Annotated in this window: 20 protein-coding genes; 13 read left to right on the top strand and 7 right to left on the bottom strand. The window is 69.3% G+C overall.

Annotation, left to right across the window (positions count from 1 at the left end; translation table 11 throughout):
- Positions 1–128 precede the first annotated feature (128 nt).
- On the top strand, positions 129–1655 hold the full coding sequence (locus tag FHU35_RS00175) for a 3-hydroxyacyl-CoA dehydrogenase (protein ID WP_145735510.1): 1527 nt from the start codon (positions 129–131) through the stop codon (positions 1653–1655).
- On the opposite strand, the gene FHU35_RS00170 is transcribed toward FHU35_RS00175, so the two are convergent.
- Positions 1652–2128: a MarR family winged helix-turn-helix transcriptional regulator gene (locus FHU35_RS00170; RefSeq protein ID WP_246109975.1), complete on the bottom strand. Its 477-nt coding sequence runs from the start codon at positions 2126–2128 to the stop codon at positions 1652–1654. The two genes, FHU35_RS00175 and FHU35_RS00170, sit on opposite strands and share 4 nt — an antisense overlap.
- Before the next feature lie 156 nt (positions 2129–2284).
- Between FHU35_RS00170 and wrbA the strand changes: the two genes are divergently transcribed.
- Positions 2285–2896, top strand: a complete 612-nt coding sequence (gene wrbA, locus FHU35_RS00165; RefSeq protein WP_186459193.1) for an NAD(P)H:quinone oxidoreductase — start codon at positions 2285–2287, stop codon at positions 2894–2896.
- An 87-nt stretch (positions 2897–2983) separates the two neighbouring features.
- On the opposite strand, the gene FHU35_RS00160 is transcribed toward wrbA, so the two are convergent.
- Entirely contained in the window at positions 2984–3619 is a 636-nt protein-coding gene (locus FHU35_RS00160) for a 4'-phosphopantetheinyl transferase family protein (protein ID WP_145737851.1), read from the bottom strand.
- Between the two features lie 272 nt (positions 3620–3891).
- On the opposite strand from FHU35_RS00160, the gene FHU35_RS00155 reads away from it, so the two are divergent.
- Together FHU35_RS00155 and FHU35_RS00150 are read left to right on the top strand one after the other, a co-directional pair.
- Positions 3892–4737, top strand: coding sequence for an ABC transporter permease (locus FHU35_RS00155; protein ID WP_222429246.1), 846 nt, complete (start codon positions 3892–3894; stop codon positions 4735–4737).
- On the top strand, positions 4710–5429 hold the full coding sequence (locus FHU35_RS00150; protein ID WP_145735506.1) for an ABC transporter ATP-binding protein: 720 nt from the start codon (positions 4710–4712) through the stop codon (positions 5427–5429). The genes FHU35_RS00155 and FHU35_RS00150 overlap by 28 nt, the downstream gene beginning before the upstream one ends.
- Positions 5430–5442: 13 nt before the next feature.
- Here FHU35_RS00150 and FHU35_RS00145 read toward each other — a convergent pair whose 3' ends face one another.
- Positions 5443–6984 carry an FUSC family protein gene (locus FHU35_RS00145; RefSeq protein WP_145735503.1) on the bottom strand — a complete coding sequence of 514 codons (1542 nt, stop codon included), beginning with the start codon at positions 6982–6984 and terminating at the stop codon, positions 5443–5445.
- A 44-nt stretch (positions 6985–7028) separates the two neighbouring features.
- Here FHU35_RS00145 and FHU35_RS00140 point away from each other — a divergent pair, with 44 nt between their 5' ends.
- From FHU35_RS00140 to FHU35_RS00125, 4 genes are all read left to right on the top strand, one after another.
- Positions 7029–7514, top strand: a complete 486-nt coding sequence (locus FHU35_RS00140; RefSeq protein WP_145735501.1) for a MarR family winged helix-turn-helix transcriptional regulator — start codon at positions 7029–7031, stop codon at positions 7512–7514.
- Positions 7515–7672: 158 nt separating this feature from the next.
- A complete protein-coding gene (locus FHU35_RS00135) occupies positions 7673–8947 on the top strand; it encodes a glycosyltransferase family 87 protein (RefSeq protein ID WP_246109974.1) in 1275 nt (424 codons plus the stop codon).
- A gap of 435 nt (positions 8948–9382) precedes the next feature.
- On the top strand, positions 9383–13945 hold the full coding sequence (gene gltB, locus FHU35_RS00130; protein ID WP_145735497.1) for a glutamate synthase large subunit: 4563 nt from the start codon (positions 9383–9385) through the stop codon (positions 13943–13945).
- Complete coding sequence (locus FHU35_RS00125) at positions 13938–15389, top strand: glutamate synthase subunit beta (protein ID WP_145735495.1); 1452 nt, start codon at positions 13938–13940, stop codon at positions 15387–15389. The genes gltB and FHU35_RS00125 overlap by 8 nt, the downstream gene beginning before the upstream one ends.
- Positions 15390–15445: 56 nt before the next feature.
- On the opposite strand, the gene FHU35_RS00120 is transcribed toward FHU35_RS00125, so the two are convergent.
- Positions 15446–16465, bottom strand: a complete 1020-nt coding sequence (locus tag FHU35_RS00120) for a glycoside hydrolase family 43 protein (RefSeq protein ID WP_246109973.1) — start codon at positions 16463–16465, stop codon at positions 15446–15448.
- 379 nt (positions 16466–16844) lie between these two features.
- On the opposite strand from FHU35_RS00120, the gene FHU35_RS00115 reads away from it, so the two are divergent.
- On the top strand, positions 16845–17666 hold the full coding sequence (locus FHU35_RS00115) for a glycine/sarcosine N-methyltransferase (RefSeq protein ID WP_145735493.1): 822 nt from the start codon (positions 16845–16847) through the stop codon (positions 17664–17666).
- A 76-nt stretch (positions 17667–17742) separates the two neighbouring features.
- On the opposite strand, the gene FHU35_RS00110 is transcribed toward FHU35_RS00115, so the two are convergent.
- Complete coding sequence (locus FHU35_RS00110; protein ID WP_281290194.1) at positions 17743–18525, bottom strand: IclR family transcriptional regulator domain-containing protein; 783 nt, start codon at positions 18523–18525, stop codon at positions 17743–17745.
- A 151-nt stretch (positions 18526–18676) separates the two neighbouring features.
- On the opposite strand from FHU35_RS00110, the gene FHU35_RS00105 reads away from it, so the two are divergent.
- The 3 genes from FHU35_RS00105 to FHU35_RS00095 are packed head-to-tail and all read left to right on the top strand — an operon-like array spanning position 18677 to position 21876.
- The gene (locus FHU35_RS00105) at positions 18677–19333 is read left to right on the top strand and encodes a PaaI family thioesterase (RefSeq protein WP_145735486.1); all 657 of its coding nucleotides are present in this window, start codon (positions 18677–18679) and stop codon (positions 19331–19333) included.
- A 40-nt stretch (positions 19334–19373) separates the two neighbouring features.
- Entirely contained in the window at positions 19374–20900 is a 1527-nt protein-coding gene (locus FHU35_RS00100) for an acyl-CoA synthetase (protein ID WP_145735484.1), read from the top strand.
- A 19-nt stretch (positions 20901–20919) separates the two neighbouring features.
- Positions 20920–21876, top strand: coding sequence for an LLM class F420-dependent oxidoreductase (locus FHU35_RS00095; protein ID WP_145735482.1), 957 nt, complete (start codon positions 20920–20922; stop codon positions 21874–21876).
- A gap of 18 nt (positions 21877–21894) precedes the next feature.
- On the opposite strand, the gene FHU35_RS00090 is transcribed toward FHU35_RS00095, so the two are convergent.
- Entirely contained in the window at positions 21895–22587 is a 693-nt protein-coding gene (locus tag FHU35_RS00090) for a histidine phosphatase family protein (protein WP_145735480.1), read from the bottom strand.
- A gap of 85 nt (positions 22588–22672) precedes the next feature.
- On the opposite strand from FHU35_RS00090, the gene FHU35_RS00085 reads away from it, so the two are divergent.
- Positions 22673–23560 (top strand): enoyl-CoA hydratase-related protein, encoded by an 888-nt coding sequence (locus FHU35_RS00085; RefSeq protein WP_145735478.1) that lies wholly within the window; start codon positions 22673–22675, stop codon positions 23558–23560.
- Positions 23561–23967: 407 nt separating this feature from the next.
- Here FHU35_RS00085 and FHU35_RS00080 read toward each other — a convergent pair whose 3' ends face one another.
- The gene (locus FHU35_RS00080; protein ID WP_145735476.1) at positions 23968–24582 is read right to left on the bottom strand and encodes a LysE/ArgO family amino acid transporter; all 615 of its coding nucleotides are present in this window, start codon (positions 24580–24582) and stop codon (positions 23968–23970) included.
- Positions 24583–24603: the final 21 nt, after the last annotated feature.

The raw sequence follows: 24603 nt of genomic DNA, 5'->3' as shown, positions 1-24603 counted from the left end.
GGGAGCCGGTCGTAAGAAGCGCCGATTATGTTCCTGCACGTCTCACCGGAGCACGAATTCGGTATTGGACGCTCTCGGCGACGCGTGCGAAGCTGATCCGAATCGGTGCGTCAACGGAGGAGTCGAGCATGCTTCCGGGCGAGTGGGCTGAGCGCGTGAAGACCGTGCGGGTGATCGGCACCGGCGTCATGGGACGCGGGATCGCGCAGATCTGCGCCGCCGCCGGCGTCACCGTTCAACTCGCCGACGCACGTCCGGAGGCCGTGGAGACCGCGGTCGCCGAGATCGGCCGGATGTACGACAAGCTCGCGAGCAAGGGGCGGATGAGCGCCGAGGAGGCCGCTGCGGCCGCCGGTCGGCTCGTCCCGATCTCCGACCCGCTGAGCTCATCCGACTGCGACCTGGTCATCGAGGCGGTGCGCGAGGACCTCGAGACCAAGCGCGAGCTCTTCGCAGATTTGGAGAGGACTTGCCCGCAGCACGCCGTGTTCGCCACCAACACCAGTTCGCTGCAGGTCACCTCGATCGCCACGGCGCTGGCGGACCCGAGCCGGCTCGCCGGGCTGCACTTCTTCAACCCGGTTCCGCTGATGCGCCTGGTCGAGGTCATCCCGGGCGCCCGCACGGCGCAGGACCTGCCGGAGGGCCTCACCGAACTGGTCCGGCGGCTGGGGCACACGCCGGTGCGGGCCACCGACACGCCGGGCTTCCTGGTCAACCACGCCGGGCGCGGCCTGGTCACCGAAGCGCTGCAGATCCTCGGCGAAGGACTCGCCACGCCCGAGGACGTCGACCGGGTCGGCCGGGACGTCCTCGGTCTGCGGATGGGGCCGTTCGAGCTGATGGACCTCACCGCGCTGGACGTTACGCACCCGGCGATGGAGAGCATCTTCACCGGTTACTACGGCGATCCCCGGCTGCGCCCGTCGCCGATCACCCGCACCCGGCTGGAGGCCGGACTGCTCGGCCGCAAGGCGGGGGAGGGCTTCTACCGCTACGAGGACGGCGTCAAGCAGGAGAACCCCGAGCCCGCCGCGCCCGAGATCGCACGCGCACCCGTGTGGTCCGACGACGGGGAGCTGCTCGACTCGCTGGCCGGTGCGGGGGTTCCGGTCGAGCGCGGCGACGAGCCGAGTACCGCGGCGGTCGTCCTGCTGACGCCGTTCGGGCACAGCGCTGCGTCGGCGGCGCTGTCGGCGGGCCTTCCCGCGGAACGGGTCTGCGGCGTGGACCCGCTGAGCAACGCCACCCGCTGCACCCTGAGCGTGCACCCGGCCACCGGCGTCGACGTGGCGCGCGCTGCGTGGGCGGCGCTGGCGGCCACCGGGCGCGCGGTGACCGTCGTGCGCGACGGGCCGGGGATGATCGCCCAGCGGCTGCTCGCCGCGATCGTCAACACGAGCTGCTTCATCGCCGAGCAGCGGCTCGCGACGCCGGGGGACATCGACACGGCCGTGCGCCTCGCGCTGGGGTACCCGCGCGGCCCCCTGGAGTGGGGTCAGCAGGTGGGGGCGCGCCGGGTGCTGACCGTCCTGCGCGCCCTCCACGCGGCCACCGGCGACCCGCGATACCGGCCGAGCCGATGGCTGGTCGAACGCGCCGAACTCGGCCTGGCGCTCGACGACACCGGCACGTCGGTGTCCGACGTGCTCTAGTCCTCCGGCGAGTTCGCCTCGCGGAGCGTGCGCATGGCCTCGGCCAGGGCGCGGGAATCCTTGCCGCCCAGCGGTGCGAGGACGTGCTCGCGCAGGACCTGCGCGGAGGTCGCCCGGGCGCGGTCGGCCACGTCCAGCCCGTGGTCGGTGAGCTCGGCGAAGGTCACGCGGCGGTCGGTCTCGCTGGGCACGCGGCGGATCAGGCCCGCCTTCGCGAGCCGGTCGGCGACCTTGGTGAAGCCGCCGCTGCTCAACGCCGCTTCGCGAGCGAGCTTGGTCATGGGCATCCGGTTGTCGGGCGAGCGCACGAGCCGGAGCAGGATGTCCAGCGACGCCATCGGAAGTCCGTAACCGTCCATGATCGCGCTGGCCAGCTTCGCGGCCGTGAGGTGGTAGCCCTCGATGACCAGGCCCCACCAGGTGACGATCTCGTCGTCGTCGACGGCGCTGTCCGGACTGATCGCCTCGTTCACGCAACGCTCCTTCACTGCTGCCGGTGCACAGGGATGTTACATGAAAGACGTTTTCAAGAAAGTCGCTTGCGAGAAAGACATTCACTTCGGTAGTGTCTTCCGTGCGAGAGAATGATCGTTCGAGGCGATCTGTCGCGTGAACAGGAGGTTCGGTTCGTGAGCAACCCCGTGAAGCTCAGCGTCATCTACTACTCGTCCACCGGGGTCGGTGTCGAGATCGCCAACGCCCTGGTCGCCGAGGCGGAGGCGGCCGGCGCTGAGGTGCGGCTGCGTCGGGCGCCGGAACTGGCACCCGACGCCGCGATCGACGGCAACCCCGCCTGGCGCGCCAACGTCGAGGCCACGCGCTCGGTGCCGGAAGCGACGCCGGACGACGTCGTGTGGGCCGACGCGGTGATCTTCGGTTCCCCGACCCGCTTCGGCAACGTCGCCGCGCAGCTCAAGCAGTTCATCGACACCCTCGGTGGCGAGTGGGCGCAGGGCCGGCTCGCCGACAAGGTCTACAGCGGGTTCACCTCCAGCTCGACCAGCCACGGTGGGCAGGAGTCCACGCTGCTCGCGCTGTACAACACCATCCACCACTTCGGTGGCATCGTGGTCGCCCCCGGGTACACCGACGGCAGCAAGTTCGTCGACGGCAACCCCTACGGCACCAGCCACGTCGACGCGCAGGGCGAGAACAAGGTCGGCGACGTCACCCGCGCCGCCGCGGCCGTGCAGGCCCGCCGCGTGGTCAAGGTCGCACGTGCCCTGAACAGCGGTGCGTGACCAGCCAGAAGTCAAGTGCGGGGCGCCTTCCCGGTCCCCATCGCTCGGAAACGTTCGAGCGGTGGGGGCTCGGCGGAGGCGCCCCTGCTAGTTCTCCAGGGTGATGGCGGAGAGGACCAAGCCGTCGCGCACCAGCCAACGGCCGGTGAAGCCGGTGAGACCGCTCGCGCTCTTGTGCAGCCGAGCGGTGAACGCGCCGGCTGAGAACTCCAGCTCCGCGTCCTCGAACCCGAGCCACTCGCCGGTGATCGGGTACCAGGTCTTGTAGACGGATTCCTTGCAGCTGAACAGGATCCGATCCCAGCACGTGCCCGGCTCGCGGGCCGCGAGCTCGGCGATGTGCTCGCGCTCCTCCGGGCGGGAGACGACGCCGAGCACGCCATCGGGCAGCGGTTCGTGCTGCTCGGCATCGATGCCCACCGAACGCACCTCGCCGCTGCGAGCCACGGCCGCGCCGCGGTACCCGGCGCAGTGGGTGATGCTGCCGACGACCTCGGAGGGCCACTGCGGTGCCCCGCGCTCACCCCGGAGCAGCGGAACCGGTGGTACGCCCAAAGCGCGCATCGCCCGGTGCGCGCACCAGCGGCCGCTGGTGAACTCGCGGCGCCGCTTGGCCACCGCCTTCGCGATCTCGCCGGCTTCGGCGTCGAACAGCGTCGCTTCCGGTGGGTCGTCGAAGGTCTCGGCGGTGGCGACCCCGGCGGGCAGGAGCTCCTCGATCACCCCGACAACGTAGCTCACCTGGCATCTGACCAGGCCGGACGGTCTGCCGTCCCAGTCCGTGAAGCGCTGTTTACAGGGCACTGGGCGCGGTCTAGCGTGCTGCTCATGATCCCGTCGGAGCCACTGACGATCCGGGGCTACGTGGACTTCTCACGTGTGTCCTCGGCGCTGTGTCGCGCCTGACGCACTTCCTCCCGCTCTTTCCCGCACCGCCGTGCTGAGTTCTTCCCGGCGGTCGCCTCCGCATGTCCGCCCACGCTCGTGGAGCCCTCATGACGACACGTCTCACTTCCCTGCCGACGGGTGAGCAGATACCCGTCACCCGGGTGCGCACTCGCACCGCTCGACGGGAATCGCGCGTTCCCCGATGGACTTTCAAGCTGGTGAGCCCCCTCGCGCTGGTCGCGCTGTGGCAGACCCTCAGCGCCACCGGAGTGCTCAGCGACGACACGCTGGCCTCGCCCGCCACAGTGCTGGAGACCGGTGCTGAGCTGTTCGAAGAAGGACGGCTGCAGGAGGCGATCGCGGTGTCCCTGCAGCGCGTCGGTGCCGGTCTGGCGATCGGCGTGGTGGCCGCGACCCTGCTGGCGACGCTGTCCGGTCTCTTCCGCCGCGGCGAGGACCTCATCGACGCTCCGATGCAGATGCTGCGCACCGTTCCGGTCATCGGCCTGATCCCGCTGCTGATCATCTGGTTCGGCATCGGCGAGGAGCCCAAGATCGTGCTGATCGCGCTGGCGGTGACCTTCCCGCTCTACATGAACATCTACGGCGGTATCCGCAACGTCGACGCCGGTTTGGTGGAGGCCGCGAAAACGCTCGGACTCGGGCCGTTCGAGCAGGTACGCCACGTGATCCTGCCCGCGGCCATGCCCAACGCCCTGGTCGGGCTGCGCTACGCCCTCGGTTCGGCGTGGCTGGCCCTGGTCTTCGGCGAGACCATCAACGCCTCCGCGGGCATCGGGTACGAGATGAACACCGCCCGCGAGTTCTTCCAGACCGACGTCATCGTCGTCTGTCTCGTCCTCTACGCCCTGCTCGGCCTCATCGCCGACTTCATCGTTCGCGGACTGGAAAGGGTGGTGCTGGCATGGCGACCGGCGTTCAGCGGGAAGTGACCACGAAACCGGCTGTGGTGAGGGGGCTGTCGCGGAGCTTCGGGGACCGCGTCGTCCTGGAGGGGCTCGACCTGGACATCGAGCCCGGCCAGTTCGTCGCGCTGCTGGGACCCAGCGGGTGCGGGAAGTCCACGTTGCTGCGCATCCTCGCCGATCTCGACCAGGAGGTCACCGGGGAGGTCGAAGTGGCCGAGCGTCGTGCGGTCGCGTTCCAGGCGCCGCGACTCATGCCGTGGAAACGCGTGTGGCACAACGTCGTTCTCGGACTGCCCGGCCGCCCGGACAAGCGGCGCGCGGTCGCGTCCCTGGAAGAGGTCGGGCTCGGTCACCGGGTGGACGTGTGGCCGAAGGTCCTCTCCGGTGGTGAGGCGCAGCGGACGTCGTTGGCGCGCGCCCTCGTGCGCGAGCCGGACCTGCTGCTGCTCGACGAGCCCTTCTCGGCGCTGGACGCGCTGACCCGGATCAAGGCGCAGAAGCTGGTCGGGGAGCTCTGGCAGCGGCACGGTTGCGCGATCCTGCTGGTCACCCACGACGTGGAGGAAGCCCTGCTGCTGGCCGACCGCGTGCTGGTGATGAACGAGGGCCGCATCGGCTACGACCGGGTTCTGGACCTGCCGCGCCCGCGCGAGGTCGGCGACCCGGAGTTCGTGACCCTGCGCGCGGAGCTGCTGGCCCGCCTCGGCGTCGAATGACGTCCGGCGGCGGTCAGCCCGGCCGGGTGCTGCGGGCCGGGGCCGAGGTGGCCGAGAGCTCCAGGTAGGCGTCGTGCTCGGTGTCGAGCACCTCCTGATCGCCCTGGTGCGGACGCAGCGGCTCGCCTGCCGCGACGCGGTGGGCGTCGCGCAGCGCGAACACCGCGGCCACCAACCGGTCGCGCACCGCCGGGTCGGCGGGCGAGCGCTGCAGCTCCAGGGTCGCGGTGCGGCACGTCTCCACGGCCTCGCGCAACCGCGTGCGTGCCCGGTCGTTGGAGAGCACCAGGCAGACCACCACGCCCAGCAGCGCGCCGAACAACGTCATGCCGACGCGTTCGGCGACCAGGTGGACGGGTTCGGTCGGGTGTCCCAAGGTCGCCAAGCACAGCGCCAGGGGAGTGGCGAAGGTCAGCCCGAGGCCGTAGTTGGACATCACCACCAGTTCGGCGGCGATCTGGCAGAGCACGATCACCACCAGGATCATCGCCGGTGACGGATTCGCCGCGAAGATCCTGAGCGCCAGCAGCGAACCCGCGATGGTGCCCGCGCTGCGCTGCAGGGCCCGCTGCCAGGTGGTCGCGGTGTTGTGGGACTGGAGGACCGAGCTGACCGAGACCACGGCCCAGTAGGCGTGGTCGAGCTGGAAGGTCGATGCGAGGAGGCCGGTGACCAGCGAGGCCACCGCCATCCGCACGGCGTTGGTGCGGAACTCGGCGATCCTGGCGCGACCAGCGGCCACCGGCCTGGGCGCCGGGCGGTCCAGCCGCGCGGCGGGCACCCGGCCGCGCCGCATCTTCGTCGCCGTCGCGCGCAGCTCCGGGGCCGCGTCGGCCGGGTGGTGCAGGAGGTGGTCGGCGTGCGCCAGGTGTGCGCGCAGCCGTGTCGTCGTCCGGCGCTCGCCGGTGGGCAGCGCGCTGAGCGCGTGGTGCACGGCGGTGTGGGCACGACTGCGAGCGCCGGCGCCTGGAGTCTCCAGGTGATCGGCGACGGCCAGCAGGGCCCTCGCGGTGTTGAGCCGGTGCGGCCCGGTCGGGTGCAGGATGCCGCCGAGCATGCTGATCGCGTACGAGACCGCGGCTGAAGCGGCGGCGATTCCGACGGCGCTTGCGACCCCGCTCCAGGACTGGGGCGAGTACGCGGCGGCTCCGGCGGCGAAGACGAACATCAGCCCGCCGGGCGGACCCACGCGCAGCACGTCTGCCAGCAGCTTGGCCAGCGTCGCCACCAGCGTCAGGACCACGACCTTCGTCACGCCTCCGGCGCCTGCGGCGGAGGCGACGGCACCGGCCGCCACGCTCGCGGTCAGGCCGATCGCCACCACCGGCAGCAGCCAGGCCCTGCGCCCGTACGGGTCGACCCGGCAGTACAGCGAGGTGAAGGCGCCCAGCGCGGCGAACGGTGCGAGTTCCAGGCGGCCTGCGATCAGCAGCGCGACGATCGGCAGGGCGTAGGACGTGCCGACCCGGAGGGCCGGGACGAGCACGCCGCCGAACATCGACGTGAACCTGAGGGCATCGCGGGTCCGCAAGGTCTGGATCAGATAACCGTTCACAGGTAAAATGTTACTAGGTGTTTTACTCGTGAAGGAGTGTGACGTTGGACGTCGTCGGACGGATCCGCGAGCAATGGAGCGAGCAGCATCCGGACCTGGACCTCACGCCCATCGAGGTGATCGGGCGCGTGCGCAGGCTCGCGGCGCTCACCAACCAGCGGCACGACGAGGTCCTCGACGACCTGCGGCTGTCCCGGATGGAGTTCGAGGTGCTCAGCGCGCTGCGCCGGGCCGGAGGCGGCCTGCGCCCCAGCCAGCTGACCAGGGAGATGCTGTCGTCCGGTGCGGCCACCACCAAGCGCCTCGCGCGGCTGGAGGAGGACGGCCTGATCACGCGCAACACGTCCGCTCGAGACAGGCGTGAGGTCGACGTGCGGCTGACCGAACGCGGACGCGAGGTCATCGACCGGGTCTTCCCCGCTCAGCTGGAGCACGAGCGGGCTCTGCTGGAGCCGCTCAGCGCCGAGGAGCGGGCTCGGTTGGGTGAACTGCTGGCGAAGGTCCTGGGGCCGATGGACCTGGCTGGTTGAAGATCCGGTCGCCCCGGCGAGGCGACTGCGGGCCGTCGTGTTCCGTGGGTTAAGGTTTTCCGGCTTTCACCGGGGAATTCATGCGGCTTGGCGAACTCGGTGTGATCGGACGATCACGCTCAATGATGGCCGGTGCCGCTCGGACGAGAGGACACAGGGTGGCCACGGTTCGGATCGGCTCCGTCCCTGATCTGCACCTGGGCGGTCTGCCCGGCCGCCTGCGCGTTTTCGTGCTGGCGAACTCGCGCGCGATCGCGCTGATATGCGCCCCGCTGGTGCTGGCCTCGCTCGGTCTGCTGCTGCTCACACCGCGCGCCGGGATCGGTCAGGAATCGGCGATCGACTACCAGGTGTACCGCTGGGCGGTGCACACCTGGCTGGCCGGCGGCGACATCATGAACACCGCTCCGACGGTGAGCATCGGTCGAGTCCTGCCGTGGGTGTACCCGCCGTTCGCGCTGGCACCGCTGGCGCCCCTGGCCCTGCTGCCGTTCAGCGCGGGGCTGATCGTGCTCTACCTGCTGGACCTGCTCGCCATCGGCGGCACGCTGTACCTGGTGACGCGGCACCTGTGGGCCGCGGTGGGGCAGCGAGGGGCGCTGGCCGTGGCCATGGTGCTGCTGCCCTGGACGCTCTTCCTGGAGCCCGTCTACTCGTCCTTCGGGCTCGGGCAGGTCAACATCCTGCTGATGGGCATGGTGATGGCCGATTGCCTGGCCGAATCGCCGCGATGGCCGCGCGGGCTTCTGATCGGGCTGGCGGCTGCGATCAAGCTCACCCCGGCCGCCTTCCTGCTGTTCCTGCTCTTCCGCAAGGACTACCGCGCTGCGGTCGTGGCCGTGGTCAGCGCGGTGCTGGCCACGCTGGCCGGGTTCGCGCTGAACTTCTCCGCGGCGGTGGAGTACTGGTTCGGAAAGGGGCCCGCGCACGGGGTGAGCGGATCCGCGTTCCACACCAACCAATCCATCATGGGTGCGCTGGCGCGCCTGGAGCTCCCGGTGACCGCGCAGAACGGTCTCTGGTTGGTGCTGTCGGTCGGTGTGACGATCGCCGTCGTGTTCGCGATCCGCCGAGTGGAACCGGTTCTCGCGGTGTTGGCCAATGCGCTGCTGGCACTGCTGATCTCGCCCACGTCGTGGTCAGACCACTGGGTGTGGGTCGCTCCCGGCCTCCTGGTGCTGTTGGCCTTCGCGGTTCGGCTGCGCAGCGTCGGCTGGCTGGCCGTGGCCGGTTGGACGCTGGTCACAGTGCTGGCCGCCGCGTTCAACTGGATGCCCGCCGGCCCTCCGTGGGACGTGGTGGCCCACACGTTCGGAAATCCCTACGCGTTCCTCGGGCTGGTTCTGATCGGCTTGCTGGTGCGCAACGCCCGGCGCCAGCGGCCGACTCCGCAGGTGCAGCCCGCGCCGCTTCCGGAACCGGCCGGTGTCTGAAAGTGCTTGCGCATTCGGGTGATCGACCAGGTGCACACGGACGGTGCACCGACAATTACGGATAATGCGCTCGATCTGAACCGAATCCGAATGGTGTGCGCTGCGATTCGGGCCACATTCGGTAAGGTGCAATGAGATCGTGAATAACACCACTGATGATCGCTAGCTGTCGCCTTAGGACAGATGCGTGGTGCACAATTCCTCGGACTCTCGGCCCGAGCGACAACGACGTCTCACCTTCTGAGAGATGTCACGTTCTCTCAACTTCGTGTTACCTAGCGGTAGCTTTTGGGCCGCTGGGTCTGTACAGTGCCTCAAACTGACCAAGAGTGCAACGGCGCATCCTTAATTTGTCAGTGCCCCCAAAGGCTCCCGCGGTTCGCAGTGGGTGATTCATGCCCTGCTGCGCGCTGCAGCCTGTCGACGGGAGGTCCGATGCCCCAATCCCACCATGCAAGAAGCGTGGCGCAGCGCAGCGCCCGAGCCAGTGGTCTGTATGACCCGGCTAACGAGCACGACGCCTGCGGTGTCGCATTCGTCGCCGACCTTCGCGGTCGGCGGAGTCACGACCTGGTTGACAAAGCACTGACTGCGTTGCGCAACCTGGAGCACCGCGGTGCGAAGGGTGCTGACCCCGAGACCGGTGACGGTGTCGGACTGCTGACCCAGATCCCGGATGCCTTCTTCCGCGCTGCCGTGCCCTTCGAGCTCCCCGAAGCCGGCAGCTACGCGGCCGGTACGGCCTTCCTGCCCGCCGATGACACCGCGGCCGAGGAGGCCGTCGCCGTCATCGACCGGATCGTGGCAGAAGAAGGACTGCGACTGCTGGGCTGGCGCGAGGTCCCCATCGCCGCGGACAGCGCGGGAACCGCAGCGCGCGAGACGATGCCGAACTTCCGGCAGCTGTTCATCGGCACCCCGAACGGGCAGCAGGCCGAGTCGGCGCTGGCCTTCGAGCGCCGCGCGTTCTGCGTGCGCAAGCGCGCCGAGCACGAAGCCAACGTGTACTTCCCGAGCCTCTCCGCGCGGACGATCGTCTACAAGGGCATGCTCACCGAGACGCAGCTGGGCGCGTTCTACCCGGACCTGCGCGACGAGCGCTTCGCCAGCGCGATCGGGCTGGTGCACTCGCGGTTCTCCACGAACACGTTCCCGTCCTGGCCGCTGGCGCACCCGTACCGGTTCATCGCGCACAACGGTGAGATCAACACGGTCAAGGGGAACCGCAACTGGATGCGGACCCGCGAGAGCATGCTCGAGACCGATCTCATCCCCGGCGAGCTCAAGCGGCTGTACCCGATCGCGTCCCCGGAGGCCAGCGACTCGGCGACCTTCGACGAGGTCCTGGAGCTGCTGCACCTCGGTGGTCGCTCGTTGCCGCACTCGGTGCTGATGATGATCCCCGAGGCGTGGGAGAACCACGCCGAGATGGACCCGAAGCGCAAGGCGTTCTACGAGTTCCACAACTACCTGATGGAGCCGTGGGACGGCCCGGCGCTCGTGGCCTTCACCGACGGCACCCAGATCGGTGCGGTGCTGGACCGCAACGGTCTTCGACCCGGTCGCTACTGGGTCACCGAGGACGGACTCGTCGTGCTGGCCAGCGAGGTCGGCGTGCTGGAGTTCGAGCCCGAGAAGGTCGTGCGCAAGGGCCGACTGCAGCCGGGCCGGATGTTCCTGGTCGACACCGAGGCCGGCCGGATCATCGACGACGACGAGATCAAGGGCGAGCTCGCCGAGGAGTACCCGTACCAGGAGTGGCTGGACGGTGGCGTCGTGCGACTGGGCGACCTGCCCGAGCGCGAGCGCGAACTGCCCTCTCACGACTCCCTGGTGCACCGGCAGCAGGTCTTCGGCTACACCCAGGAAGAGCTCGGGGTGCTGCTGCAGCCGATGGCCACCACCGGCGCCGAGCCGATCGGCTCCATGGGCAACGACACCGGCTTCGCCGCGCTGTCGGAACGTCCGCGGCAGCTTTTCGACTACTTCACCCAGCTGTTCGCACAGGTCACGAACCCGCCGCTGGACGCGATCCGCGAAGAGCTGGTGACGTCGCTGAGCACCCACGTCGGACCCGAGCACAACCTGCTCGGCCACGACCCGGAAGCGTGCCACCAGCTGGTGCTGCCGTTCCCGGTTCTCGACAACGCTCAGCTCGCCAAGATCGTTCACATCAACGACGACGGTGACCGTCCCGAGCTCAAGCCGGCCGTCATCGACGCCACCTACCAGGTCTCCGGTGGGGGAGCGGCGCTGAAGGCGCGGCTCGACGAGATCTGCGAAGAGGTTTCGGCGGCCGTCGCCAACGGGTCTCACGTCCTCGTGGTGTCGGACCGCCAGGCCGATGCGGAGCGGGCACCCATCCCGTCGCTGCTGGCCACCGGTGCGGTGCACCACCACCTGGTGCGGGAGAAGGACCGCACCCAGGTGGGCTTGATCGTCGAAGCCGGCGACGTCCGCGAAGTGCACCATGTCGCTCTTCTCATCGGTTACGGCGCCGCTGCCGTTAACCCCTACGTGGCAATGGCCACCGTCGAGGACCTCGTCAACACCGGCGTCATCAAGGACACCGATGCCGAGCACGCCACCGCGAACCTGATCAAGGCGCTGGGCAAGGGCGTGCGCAAGACGATGTCCAAGATGGGCGTGTCCACTGTGTCCTCCTACACCGGTGCGCAGATCTTCGAGGCCATCGGTCTCGGCGAGGAGGTCGTGGAGCACTGCTTCACCGGCACCACCTCCCGGCTCGGCGGAGTCGGCTTCGACGTGCTGGCGCAGGAAGCAGCCGAGCGGCACCGCCGCGCGTACCCGGTCGACGGCGTCCACGCTCCGCACCGCTCGCTGGCGGTCGGTGGCGAGTACCAGTGGCGCCGCGACGGTGAACCGCACCTGTTCAACCCGAAGACGGTGTTCAAGCTCCAGCACTCCACGCGCTCCGGGCGTTACGAGGTGTTCAAGGAGTACACCGAGGCCGTCGACGACCAGTCGCGCGACCTGATGACGCTGCGCGGGTTGTTCAAGTTCCGCGAGGGCGTGCGCAAGCCGGTGCCGGTGGAGGAGGTCGAATCCGTCGCCTCCATCGTCAAGCGCTTCGCGACCGGCGCCATCTCCTACGGGTCGATCTCGCAGGAGATGCACGAAACCCTGGCGATCGCGATGAACCGCCTGGGCGGCAAGTCCAACACCGGTGAGGGCGGCGAGGACGCCGACCGGTTCACGCCGGACGCCAACGGCGACTCGCGCCGCTCGGCGATCAAGCAGGTCGCCTCCGGCCGCTTCGGCGTGACCAGCGAGTACCTGGTCAACGCCGACGACATCCAGATCAAGATGGCCCAGGGCGCCAAGCCGGGAGAGGGCGGTCAGCTGCCCGGCGGCAAGGTGTACCCGTGGGTCGCCAAGACGCGGCACTCCACGCCGGGTGTCGGGCTGATCTCGCCGCCGCCGCACCACGACATCTACTCGATCGAGGACCTGGCGCAGCTGATCCACGACCTGAAGAACGCCAACCCCCAGGCGCGCATTCACGTCAAGCTGGTCAGCGAGGTCGGAGTCGGCACGGTCGCGGCGGGTGTCTCCAAGGCGCACGCCGACGTCGTGCTCATCTCGGGTCACGACGGCGGCACGGGTGCTTCGCCGATGTCGTCGATCAAGCACGCCGGTGGTCCCTGGGAGCTGGGCCTGGCCGAGACGCAGCAGACGCTGCTGGCCAACGACCTGCGCGACCGGATCGTGGTGCAGACCGACGGTCAGCTCAAGACCGGCCGTGACGTCGTGATCGCCGCGCTGCTGGGTGCCGAGGAGTACGGTTTCGCCACCGCTCCGCTGGTGGTCTCGGGCTGCATCATGATGCGGGTCTGCCACCTCGACACCTGCCCGGTCGGCGTGGCCACGCAGAACCCGAAGCTGCGCGAGAAGTTCTCCGGCAAGGCGGAGTACGTGGTGAACTTCTTCGAGTTCATCGCCCAGGAAGTGCGGGAGTACCTGGCGGAGCTGGGTTTCCGCTCCCTGGAGGAGGCGATCGGGCACGCAGACCTGCTCGACACCTCCGACGCCGTGCGGCACTGGAAGACCCAGGGCCTGGACCTCGCTCCGATCACCCACGTGCCGGAGCTGCCCGAGGGCGTGTCGCTGCACCAGACCACCGAGCAGGACCACGGTCTGGACAAGGCGCTGGACAACACGTTGATCCAGCTGTCCGAGGGTGCGCTCAAGGAAGGCACCCCGGTCCGGCTGGACCTCCCGGTGCGCAACGTCAACCGGACCGTCGGCACGATGCTCGGTTCCGAGCTGACCAGGCGGTGGGGCGGCGAGGGCCTGCCGGACGACACCATCGACGTGACCTTCACCGGTTCGGCCGGGCAGTCCTTCGGTGCGTTCGTCCCGCGCGGGATCACCCTGCGCCTCCTCGGTGACGGCAACGACTACGTCGGCAAGGGCCTCTCCGGCGGGCGGATCGTGGTCCGTCCCGACACGAAGGCGCCGTTCGTGGCCGAGCAGAACATCATCGCCGGCAACGTGTTGCTCTACGGCGCCACCGGCGGCGAGCTGTTCGTCCGCGGCATCGTCGGCGAGCGGTTCTGCGTGCGCAACTCCGGTGCCATCGCCGTCGTCGAAGGCGTGGGCGACCACGGTTGCGAGTACATGACCGGTGGCCGTGCCGTGATCCTCGGGACGACCGGGCGGAACTTCGCGGCCGGCATGTCCGGCGGCGTCGCCTACGTGCTGGACATCGATCCCCAGCGGATCAATCCCGAGATGGTCGACGTGGAAACGCTGGACGACGAAGACCGCGATTTCCTGCACGATCGGGTGCGCAGGCACTACGAGCAGACCGAGTCGGCGGTGGCCCGCGAGCTGCTCGCCGACTGGGACACCGCGGTCGAGCGGTTCGGCAAGGTCATGCCGCGCGACTTCAAGCGCGTGCTCGAAGCGCAGAGCGCGGCCGAGCGCGAAGGGCGCGACGTCAACGAGGCGATCATGGAGGCGGCTCATGGCTGACCCCAAGGGATTCATGACGACGCCGCGGGAGACTCCGCAGCGTCGCCCGGTGGACGTGCGCATCAAGGACTGGCGCGAGGTCTACCTGGAGTTCGAGCAGCCGCGGCTGACCAAGCAGGCCGGTCGCTGCATGGACTGCGGAATTCCGTTCTGCCACCAGGGCTGTCCGCTGGGGAACCTGATTCCCGAGTGGAACGACCTGGTGTGGCGGGAGGACTGGGAGTCGGCGATCGACCGGCTGCACGCGACCAACAACTTCCCGGAGTTCACCGGGACGTTGTGCCCCGCCCCGTGCGAGGCGGCGTGCGTCGTCGGCATCAACAGCGACCCGGTGAGCATCAAGCAGGTCGAGATCTCCATCATCGACAAGGCTTGGGAATCCGGGTACGTCACGCCGCAGCTCCCGCCGAAGCAGACCGGCAAGAACGTCGCCGTCATCGGCTCGGGCCCTGCCGGGCTCGCCGCCGCGCAGCAGCTGACCCGGGTGGGGCACAGCGTCGTGGTCTACGAGCGGGCTGACCGCGTCGGCGGGCTGCTCCGCTACGGCATTCCCGAGTTCAAGATGGAGAAGAGCCGGCTCGACCGGCGGCTCGGGCAGATGCGTGCCGAAGGCACCGAGTTCCGCACCGGGGTGAACGTCGGTGTGGACATCACCGTGGAGCAGCTGCGCGCCGATTACGACGCGGTCGTGCTCGCCGGTGGTGCCACGCAGGCCCGCGACCTGCCTGCTCCGGGCCGCGAACTGGACGGCGTGCACCAGGCGATGGAGTACCTCCCGCTGGCCAACAAGGTGCAGGAGGGCGACTTCGAGCGCCCCTCGATCCACGCCGGTGGCAAGCACGTCGTCGTCATCGGCGGCGGTGACACCGGTGCGGACTGCGTCGGGACCGCGCACCGCCAGGGCGCGGCGTCGGTGACGCAGCTGGAGATCATGCCGCAGCCGCCCGTGGAGCGCTCCGAGGCGCACCCGTGGCCGACCTACCCGATGCTCTACCGGGTCACCTCGGCCCACGAGGAGGGCGGCGAACGGCTGTACTCGGTCAACACCCAGGAGTACGTGGGTGACGACCGGGGTTCGCTGCAGGCGCTGCGGCTCGTCGAGGTCCAGCGCGGCGAGTCCGGCTTCGAGCCGGTGCCCGGCACGGAGCGGGAGATCCCGGCGCAGCTGGTCCTGCTGGCGATGGGCTTCGTCGGTCCGGAGAAGCCCGGTCTGCTGGAGGACCTCGGCGTGGAGTTCGACCCGCGCGGCAACGTGGCGCGGGACGAGAACTTCATGTCCAGCGTGGACGGCGTGTTCAGCGCCGGCGACATGGGACGTGGCCAGTCGCTGATCGTGTGGGCCATCTCCGAGGGTCGTTCCGCGGCCGCGGGCGTGGACCGCTACCTCGTGGGCCGGGACGTGCTCCCGGCACCGATCGAGCCCACGGACCGCCCGATGGTCTGAGTCAGAGCGCATGAGAGCGGTGCCCCGGTTCCTGCCGGGGCACCGCTCTTGCGTTGTCAGTCCGCTACGGGCACGCCGAAGTCCGGTGAGCCGTCGTGCTTCCAGCCGAAGGTCTGCAGCCGGGCGTGCCGGTTGATGTCGCCGACCTCGGCGTCGTACGGGCGTGCGTGGTAGACGAGCACGTTCGTGCCGTCCTCGGTGACGGTGAAGCTGTTGTGCCCCGGGCCGTACTGGCCGGTGGCCACGTTGGTGGTGAACACCGGTTCCGGCCTCTTGTCCCACGACGCGGGGTCGAGCAGGTCCGCATCCTCGGGCGCGCTCAGCAGGCCCAGGCAGTAGTTGCTGTCGGTGGCGCTGGCCGAGAAGGTCAGGAACACGCGGTCCTCGCCGATGAGCGCCGCAGGCCCCTCGTTGACCCGGAACCCTCGGGTCTCCCAGTCGTGGGTCGGAGTCGACAGGCGCACCGGCCGGCCGCCGAGCGTCCAGGGATCGTCCAGGGGAGCCAGGTAGAGGTTCGAGTTCGTCTCGATGCCCGGCTCGCGCTGGGCCCACGCCAGGTACCGCGCACCTCGGTGCTCGAAGGTCGTGGCGTCGAGGGCGAAGGTGTCCCACGGGGTGTGGATTCGCCCTCGCTCCACCCATGTCCCGGTCATCGGATCGGGGCTGGAGTTCTCCAGCACGTGCATCCTGATGGACTGGACGTCGTCCGAGCTGCCTGCCGCGAAGTAGACGTACCAGCGGCCGTCGACGTGGTGCAGTTCCGGTGCCCAGATGTGCTTGCTCATCTCCCCGCTGTCGTGCCTGCGCCACAGCACGTGCTCTTCGGCGGTGCTCAACCCCGGAAGGGTCTCGGAGCGGCGCAGCACGACCTCGTCGTAGGTGGGAACCGTGGCGGTGAAGTAGTAGGCCCCGTCGGTGTGCCTGCAGACGTGCGGGTCCGCACGTCTGCGCGCCAGCGGGTTGTGGAAGCGCGCTGGCGCACCCGAGGCTGCGGCTTTGCTGGTCATCGCGAGAGCTCCGGCGGCCAGTGCACCGGACAGCACGGTCCGGCGGGAGAGAACTGATCGGTGTCGCACTCTGCTCACCGTGGCGCGAATGCGGCGATGGCAGAACGATTTCCACTCCTCGGCGTGGCATTCGACGTCACACGGGTAACCCGTCCCGGGGACGTGGTGCCGGGTTCGCGCAGCGATCGCGGCATTCGCTGGGCGAACCGCTCGACGGCGACGATGCCGCGGCGCGGGAGCGAATGCGATCACGTGAGAACCGACTGGTCGGAGCGCATCGCGCGCATCGCCCCAGCCTTGGTCCGGTGCTGATTTCCGCCGCCTCGGTGCGAAATGAGTCTTGCTGCCGGGAATTGCCGGACTAACGTCGTGCGCATCGGGATTCCGGATGGAGAATTCGGCGGTCGCGCGCGCCGCATCAACGTCGAGCGATTCGAGGAATGGGAGCATGACGCAGAACGTCCTGTCCGATGTTCAAGAGCAGGCCTTCGGCGACAATCCGCTGGAAGTCCGCGAAACCGGCCACTACACCCAGGAGTACGTGGGTGGCATGGTCGACAAGTGGGATGACCTGATCGACTGGGAACGTCGAGCGGAGGGTGAGGGCCGCTTCTTCGTCGACCAGCTGAAAGCTCGCGGCGTGCGCAGCGTGCTCGACGTGGCCACCGGCACCGGGTTCCACTCGGTCCGGCTCATCGAGGCCGGATTCGAGACCGTCAGCGCCGATGGTAGTCCGCAGATGCTGGCCAAGGCCTTCCGGAACGGTCTGAACAACGGTGGGCACCTGCTGCGCGTGGTCAACGCCGATTGGCGCTGGCTGAACCGGGACGTGCACGGCGAGTTCGACGCCGTCATCTGCCTGGGGAACTCCTTCACGCACCTGTTCAGCGAGCACGATCGCCGCAAGGCCCTCGCCGAGTTCTACGCGATGCTCAAGCACGACGGCGTGCTCATCATCGACCAGCGCAACTACGACGCACTGCTGGACGGCGAGGCCGGGGGCAAGAGCAGCTACTACTACTGCGGCACCGAGGTCGAAGCGGTTCCGGACCACGTCGACGAGGGTCTGGCCCGGTACCGGTACGAGTTCCCGGACGGCAGCGAGTACCACCTGAACATGTACCCGCTGCGCAGGGACTACCTGTGCGGTCTGCTGCGGGACGTCGGGTTCCAGCGGATCGAGACCTACGGCGACTTCCAGGAGCAGCCGGTCGACGTGCCCGACTTCTTCATCCACGTGGTGGAGAAGTCCTACGTCGAAGACCTCTGACAGGTCGGCTCCGCGCATCCGCCGGTAAGCCGGGGCTGGCGCGGGCCTTCGCGCGGCGGCCCGGAACTCGGTGCACTCACCGGGTTCCGGGCCGCGCTCGCAGATCGCCTTCGATGCGCGCAGCGGTGCGAGCCAGCAGCGGCACGATCTCGCGCTGGACGCCTTCCTCGGTGGAGCTGTGCTTGTCCAGCGAGACGTTGACCGCGGCGAACACCCGGCCGTCGGCATCGCGGACGGGGACCGCCACTCCGCGCAAGCCCTCCTCGAGGCCGTCGTCGGCGATCACGAACCCGCGTCTGCGCACCGTCGCCAGCTCCGCCAGCAGCTGTTCGCGGGTCGTGACGGTGTGCGGGGTCACCCGCGCCAGTTCCACGGAGCGCAGGCTCGCCTCCAGCCGCTCCGGGGGGACGGCCGCCAGCAGGACCTTGCCCATCGAGGTCGCGTGCGCCGGGTAGCGGGCGCCGACCGGGATCGCCACCGACAGCAGCTTCGGGCTCGGGACCGCGGCGACGTAGCGGATCTCTGTTCCCTCCAGCACCGCCAGCGCGGTCATCTCCCGCACCTGTCGGGTGAGCTCCTGCAGGTGCGGCTCAGCGACCTGCGGGAGGGAGCGGCTGGTGAGGTAGGCGTGGCCGAACTCCAGCACCTGCGGGGTCAGCGCGTAGCGCCGGTCGGCCTGGCGGACGTAGCCGAGCTCGACGAGGGTCAGCAGGATCCGGCGAGCGCCCGCCCTGTCCAGGTCGGAGGCCTGGGCGACCTCGGTCAGCGACAGTTCTGCCTGCTCGGCGGTGAACGCTCGCAGGACGGACATGGTCCGCTCCACCGCGCGGACGAAGTGCTCTCCACGCTGTTGCGGCACGACACCTCCCGGTTCGACTCCGCCCGCAGCCTAATCGGTCCGGGCCCGGAACGAACTCATACCGACCGGCCGGTCTGTCTGGACTGAAGGGCGGGCTACGGGTTTAACTGAAGGCCGGAATCTGATCGAAACCCCGGAGGGATCAGCGAACGTGACCGCCGAGAGCGAAGACGAACTGCGGGAGCGCCGGCAGGCGGTGCGGGAGCTCGGGTCCGCGCTGCGCGATCTCACCGACGCCGCGGTGTCCACCGAGGTGGACAGCGAGACCCTGCGGGAGATCACCGCCCAGGTGCGCGAACTGGTGCCCCCGCTGGACGCGGTGCGCCGCGAGCGCGGCCAGCTGGCCACCGTCGACGACGGACGACGCCCTCGCCGCCTCTACAGCCCCGCGGTCGGCCCGGGAAACCCGATCGCCCCGCCGATGCAGGTGGAGGTGGTCGACGGCGCCGCGGTGGGCACCTGCACCTTGGGGCTGGCCTACGAGGGGCCGCCGAGCTACGTGCACGGCGGCATGAGCGCGATGCTGCTGGACCAGATCCTCGGTCACGCCCACGCCGCGGGTGGAGCCCCACCGGGCATGACGGTGCAGCTGTCGCTGCGCTACCGGCGGCCGGTGCCGCTGAGCACCCCGTTGCGGATCGTCGGCCGCATCGAGCGGGTCGACGGCCGCTGGACCGAGTCGAGGGCCACGATCTGCGCCGCCGACGCGCCCGACACCGTCCTGGTGGAGGCCGAGGGCAAGTTCGTCGTCCCCAGCGCCGAGCAGTCCAGCAGGCTCTTCGGGAAGGTCGAGGGGCTCGCCAGGTGAGGTAATCGAACGCGGTACGCGAGGTTCAAGGAGGAGCCGCATGTACCCAGGTGTCCACGCCGCCACCACGCCCGACAAACCGGCCCTGATCATGGCCGGGTCGGGCGAGGTGCTGACCTATCGAGAACTCGACGAGCGCTCGCTGCGTTTGGCCAACTCGCTGCGCGAGGCGGGCTTGAGCAAGGGCGACGTGGTCGCCGTGCTCTCCGACAACGACCTGCACGCGTACGAGGCGTACTGGGCAGCCGTACGTTCCGGCATGTACGTCTGCGCGGTCAACAGCCATCTGCAATCCGACGAGGTGGCCTACATCGTCAACGACTCCGGGGCGAACGCCTTGGTGGTGTCAGCAGGACTCGGGGAGTTGCCGGAGCACGTCGCGGAGCTCACCGACGTCCGCGTCCGGCTGGCGTTCGGCGGGCCCGTCGCCGGTTTCGGCGATTACGAGCAGGCGCTGGCCGCGGCCTCCTCGGAGGTTCCGGCGGTGCAACCGTGCGGCGCTGACCTGCTGTACTCCTCCGGAACCACCGGTAGGCCCAAGGGAATTCGCCCGGAGCTGCCCGACCGGCAGGTGCACGAACCGGGCAACATCCTGGTGGACCTGCTGCGCGGCTTCTACGGCTTCGACGAGGACACGGTCTACCTCTCCCCGGCACCCGTCTACCACGCCGCGCCGCTGCGGTACTGCGCTTCGGTGCACGCCATCGGCGGAACCGTGGTGATGATGGAACGCTTCGACCCCGAGCAGGCGCTGCGCGCCATCGAGCGCTACCAGGTCACCCACAGCCAGTGGGTCCCGACCATGTTCGTGCGGATGCTCAAGCTCGACGAGTCCACCCGCCACCGCTACGACCTCTCCAGCCACCGCAACGCCGTGCACGCCGCCGCACCCTGCCCGATCGAGGTCAAGCGGGCGATGATCGAGTGGTGGGGCCCGATCCTGCAGGAGTACTACTCCTCGACGGAGGGCATCGGCATGACGATGATCGACTCCGCGCAGTGGCTGGAGAAGCAGGGCTCGGTGGGGCGCCCATTGCTGGGCATCGTCCGCGTCTGCGACGACGAGGGCAACGAGCTCCCCGCGGGTGAGGTCGGGACGGTGTTCTTCGAGCGCGAGGAGATCGAGTTCGAGTACCTCGGCGACCCCGACAAGACCCGCTCGGTCAAGCACCCCGGGCACACCAACTGGGCGACCACCGGCGACCTCGGTTACCTCGACGAGGACGGGTACCTGTTCCTCACCGACCGCAAGGCATTCATGATCATCTCCGGTGGGGTCAACATCTACCCGCAGGAGGTCGAGGACGTGCTGGCGCTGCACCCCTCGATCCTCGACGTCGCCGTGTTCGGCGTGCCGGACCCCGAGATGGGCGAGACGGTCAAGGCCGTGGTGCAGCCAGCACCGGGTGTCGAACCGGGACCCGAGCTCGAGAGGCAGATCATCGACCACGCGCGTGAGCGCGTGGCGCGCTACAAGGTGCCGCGCAGTGTCGACTTCGTCGCCGACATGCCGCGCACGCCGACCGGAAAGCTCGTGAAGGGCAAGCTCAAAGCCCGCTACACGTGAGTGATCGAAAGGGATAACCGTGGATCGACGTTGGGGCATCTCCGTCCCGCTGCCCGAGCTCTCGCTGCCCGATCAGCGCGAACTCATCGCCGAACTGCCCGACCTCGGCTACACCGACGTGTGGTCGTCGGAGGCCAACGGCGCCGATGCGTTCACCCCGCTGGCGCTGGCCGCCACCTGGGCGCCACAGCTGCGGCTGGGCACCGCGATCGTGCCCGTCTACACCCGTGGCCCGGCGACCCTGGCGATGAGCGCGTCCACCCTCGCAGCGGCGGCCCCAGGCCGTTTCGCGCTGGGCGTGGGCACCTCCTCGAACGTGATCGTGGAACGCTGGAACGGGATCTCCTTCGACGAGCCGTACAAGCGGGTGCGCGACACCGTGCGGTTCCTGCGGCAGGCGCTGCGCGGGGAGAAGGTCACCGAGTCCTACGACACCTTCGAGGTCAAGGGGTTCTCCGCGGGCCTGGTGGCCGATCCGGTGCCGCCGGTGCTGGTGGCGGCGCTGCGTCCGGGAATGCTGAAGCTGGCGGGGCGCGAGGCCGACGGCGCGATCATCAACTGGCTCTCGCCGGAGGACGTGCGCACCGTCGTGCCCCACGTGCAGCAGGGCGGACCGGACAAGGAGGTCGTCGCGCGCATCTTCGTCATGCCCGACACGGACCCGGACACGGCGAGGGCGCTCGCACGACGGCACATCGCGGCGTACATGAACGTTCCGGTCTACCGCGCTTTCCACGAGTGGCTGGGTCGGGACGAGTTCACCCCGATGTGGCAGGCGTGGGACGCGGGCGACCGCAAGGCCGCCCTCGCGGCGATCCCGGACAGCGTCGTCGACGACCTGGTGGTGCACGGCCCGGCCCAGTACTGCAGGGAGCGAGTCCAGCAGTACGTCGACAACGGCGTCACGACGCCGGCGATCGCGCTGGTCGCACCGGGTGACCCGACCGAGGCCGTCCGGGCGTTGGGGCTGAAGTAGGCCGGGTTGGGTGCGGTTTCAGCTGAGGGCGGCGGGCTGCTGGTCGAGTCCGCCGCCCAGGTGCGCCGTGTCGTTGAAACGCCGCACGATCCAGCGCCCACCCGCGACCACGACCTGCGAGATCGACCCGTTGCCTGCCCCCAGGAACGCCATCGGCAGGCTTCCGCTGGCGATGGACAGGATCTCGCCGATCACGCCGCCGTGGGTGAACACGGCGATGCGCTGGTCGGGGTGAGCGGCGGCGAGCCGCTCGATCGCGCCCCCCACGCGATCCCGCAGCGCCTCGCGGGATTCCGCACCCGGGATGACGTCCCACCGGCCCTCGGCGTGCATCCGCTGGATGATGGGGTCGTTCTGAGCGACCTTCTGCCGGAACAGCCCGCCTTCGAACTCGCCGAGGTGCACTTCGCGCAGGTCGGGCACGACCCCGGGCGTCAGCTGGAGCCGGGCGGCCAGCGGGGCCGCGGTCTCGGCGGTGCGCCGCAGGGTGGTGACGTAGAGGGCGTCCAGGTGCTCACCCGCGAGCCGGCCGCCGACGAGCTCGGCGTGCTCCCGGCCGGCCGGGGCGAGCTCCGGGTCGCCCTGCCCGCCGACGAGGGCGAAGGGCTTGCCCGGTACCGCCGGTGCGGACTCGCCGTGCCGGATCAACAGGATGTCGGTGGCACCGGCGGGCGGTGTGAACGTGGATTGCCGGTACTCGACCTCGGACATGGTGCTCCGCTCTCCGCGATTCCTCGTGCACGCCCGACCTTTCCACCGCGCAAGGCCGTTTTCAAACCCGAGACAGGATGGTGCGATGACTTTCACCGAGGTCGGATACGAGGTCTCCGAGGGGATCGCCACGATCACGTTGAACCGGCCGGACAAGCTCAACGCGTTCACCCACGTCATGCGCGGCGAGCTCGTCGCGGCCTTCGACGCAGCGGAGGCCGATGACGTGGTCCGCGCGGTGATCGTCACCGGTGCGGGCAGGGCGTTCTGCGCGGGGGCAGACCTCAGCGCCGGGGAGGACACCTTCAACGGCGAGGCCAACGAGGGGCGGGCGCAGGCCCACCGCGAGCTCGGTGAGGTCGACGGGGTGCCTCGCGATGGTGGCGGCACCGTGGCGCTTCGGGTGGCGGAGATGCGCAAGCCGGTGATCGGTGCGTTCAACGGCGCTGCGGTCGGCGTGGGGGTCACGATGACCTTGCCGATGGACATCCGGATCGCGTCCGAGGGAGCCAAGTTCGGTTTCGTCTTCACCCGCCGCGGGATCCTTCCGGAGGCCGCTTCGTCCTGGTTCTTGCCGCGCGTCGTCGGGATCTCACAGGCCATGGAATGGGCTGCCACCGGGCGCATCTTCGACGCGGAGGAGGCCCTGCGCGGTCGTCTGGTGTCGCGGGTGGTCGCCGACGACGAGCTGATTCCCACGGCGCGCTCGATCTGCCGGGAGATCGCCGAGAACACCTCCGGGGTGTCGGTGGGCGTGGCCCGCCAGCTCATGTGGGGAATGCTCTCGGCGGAGTCGCCCTGGGAGGCGCACCGATTGGACTCCCGAGGCATCAAGGTGCTCGGATCCGGAGCTGATGCGGCCGAGGGGGTTGGTTCCTTCCTGGCCAAGCGCGCTCCGGAGTTCCCCCTCCGGGTGAGCGAGGACTACCCCGACTTCATGCCGGAATGGCCTGCTCGCCCGGAGGGGGTCTGACTCCCGCCTCATCCACTCTTGAGTTGTCAAGCAGCATGTCGCCGGGAGTACCGGCCATCTGAGGATCTGTGCTGTGCGGGGTGTTCGGGTATCACAGCGTGGTGGGCGGCGGCTCTCGTGCTGCGGCGCGCGCGTGGTGCCCGAGCTCTCCCCGGGCTGTTCGGTGGCGGTCACCTTCTGAGGATGCGGTGAGGTTCGCGGTCGCGGGCTCGAGAACCACCTCGGGCAGACGACTTTCATCTTGGTCAGGGATCAGAGCGGAGAGGAATCGTGTCGAACGCATGTTTCAATGGTGCAGTCGGACGCTCGAAAATGCGAGCGAATACCGGCTACACGATCAGGTGATCGCACTCGAAAGCCCCTGAAAGACAACACCATCAAGCGACACCGCTCGATGAATCCACAGGTCATGCGCCCGCGAGCAGGCTCGCTCCGAGCGACACCATCATCACCGCGATTACGCCGTCCAGTACGCGCCAGGCGCCGGGCCGCGCGAAAAGACCTGTCAGCAAACGCGCTCCGAAGCCCAGGGCGAGGAACCACACGCAGCTGGCGGCGAGCGCGCCCAGGCCGAACTCCCACCGCATCGCGCCGTAGCCGGCCGCGACCGAACCGATGAGCAGGATCGTCTCCAGGTAGGTCTGGGGGTTCAGCCAGGTCATGGCCAGACAGGTCAGCGCGGCCCGCCGTCGGGACCCGGTGGCGCCGGTGCCTGCCTCGAGCCCGGTGCCCGGGCGGAAGGCCCTGCGGGCGGCGAGGAAGCCGTAGCAGAGCAGGAAGCACCCGCCTGCCACGGTGCACGCGGTGAGCAGCGTGGGCGAACCGGTCACCAGCGTGCCGAAGCCGCCCACTCCCAGTGCGATGAGGGCGACGTCGGAGGCGATGCAGATCGCCACCACGAGCAGCACGGCGTGTCGGCGCAGTCCTTGGCGCAGCACGAAGGCGTTCTGCGCGCCGATGGACACGATCAGGGACATGCACGTCGCGAAACCAGCCGACATCGGCAGCAGAGCGTGGGCCATGCCTCGACGCTAGGCATCGAT

Source organism: Saccharopolyspora dendranthemae, assembly GCF_007829955.1.
In the GTDB taxonomy this organism is placed as follows: domain Bacteria; phylum Actinomycetota; class Actinomycetes; order Mycobacteriales; family Pseudonocardiaceae; genus Saccharopolyspora; species Saccharopolyspora dendranthemae.
Note: the sequence above shows the minus strand (reverse complement) of the source record. Positions and strands in the feature narration are given on the sequence as shown.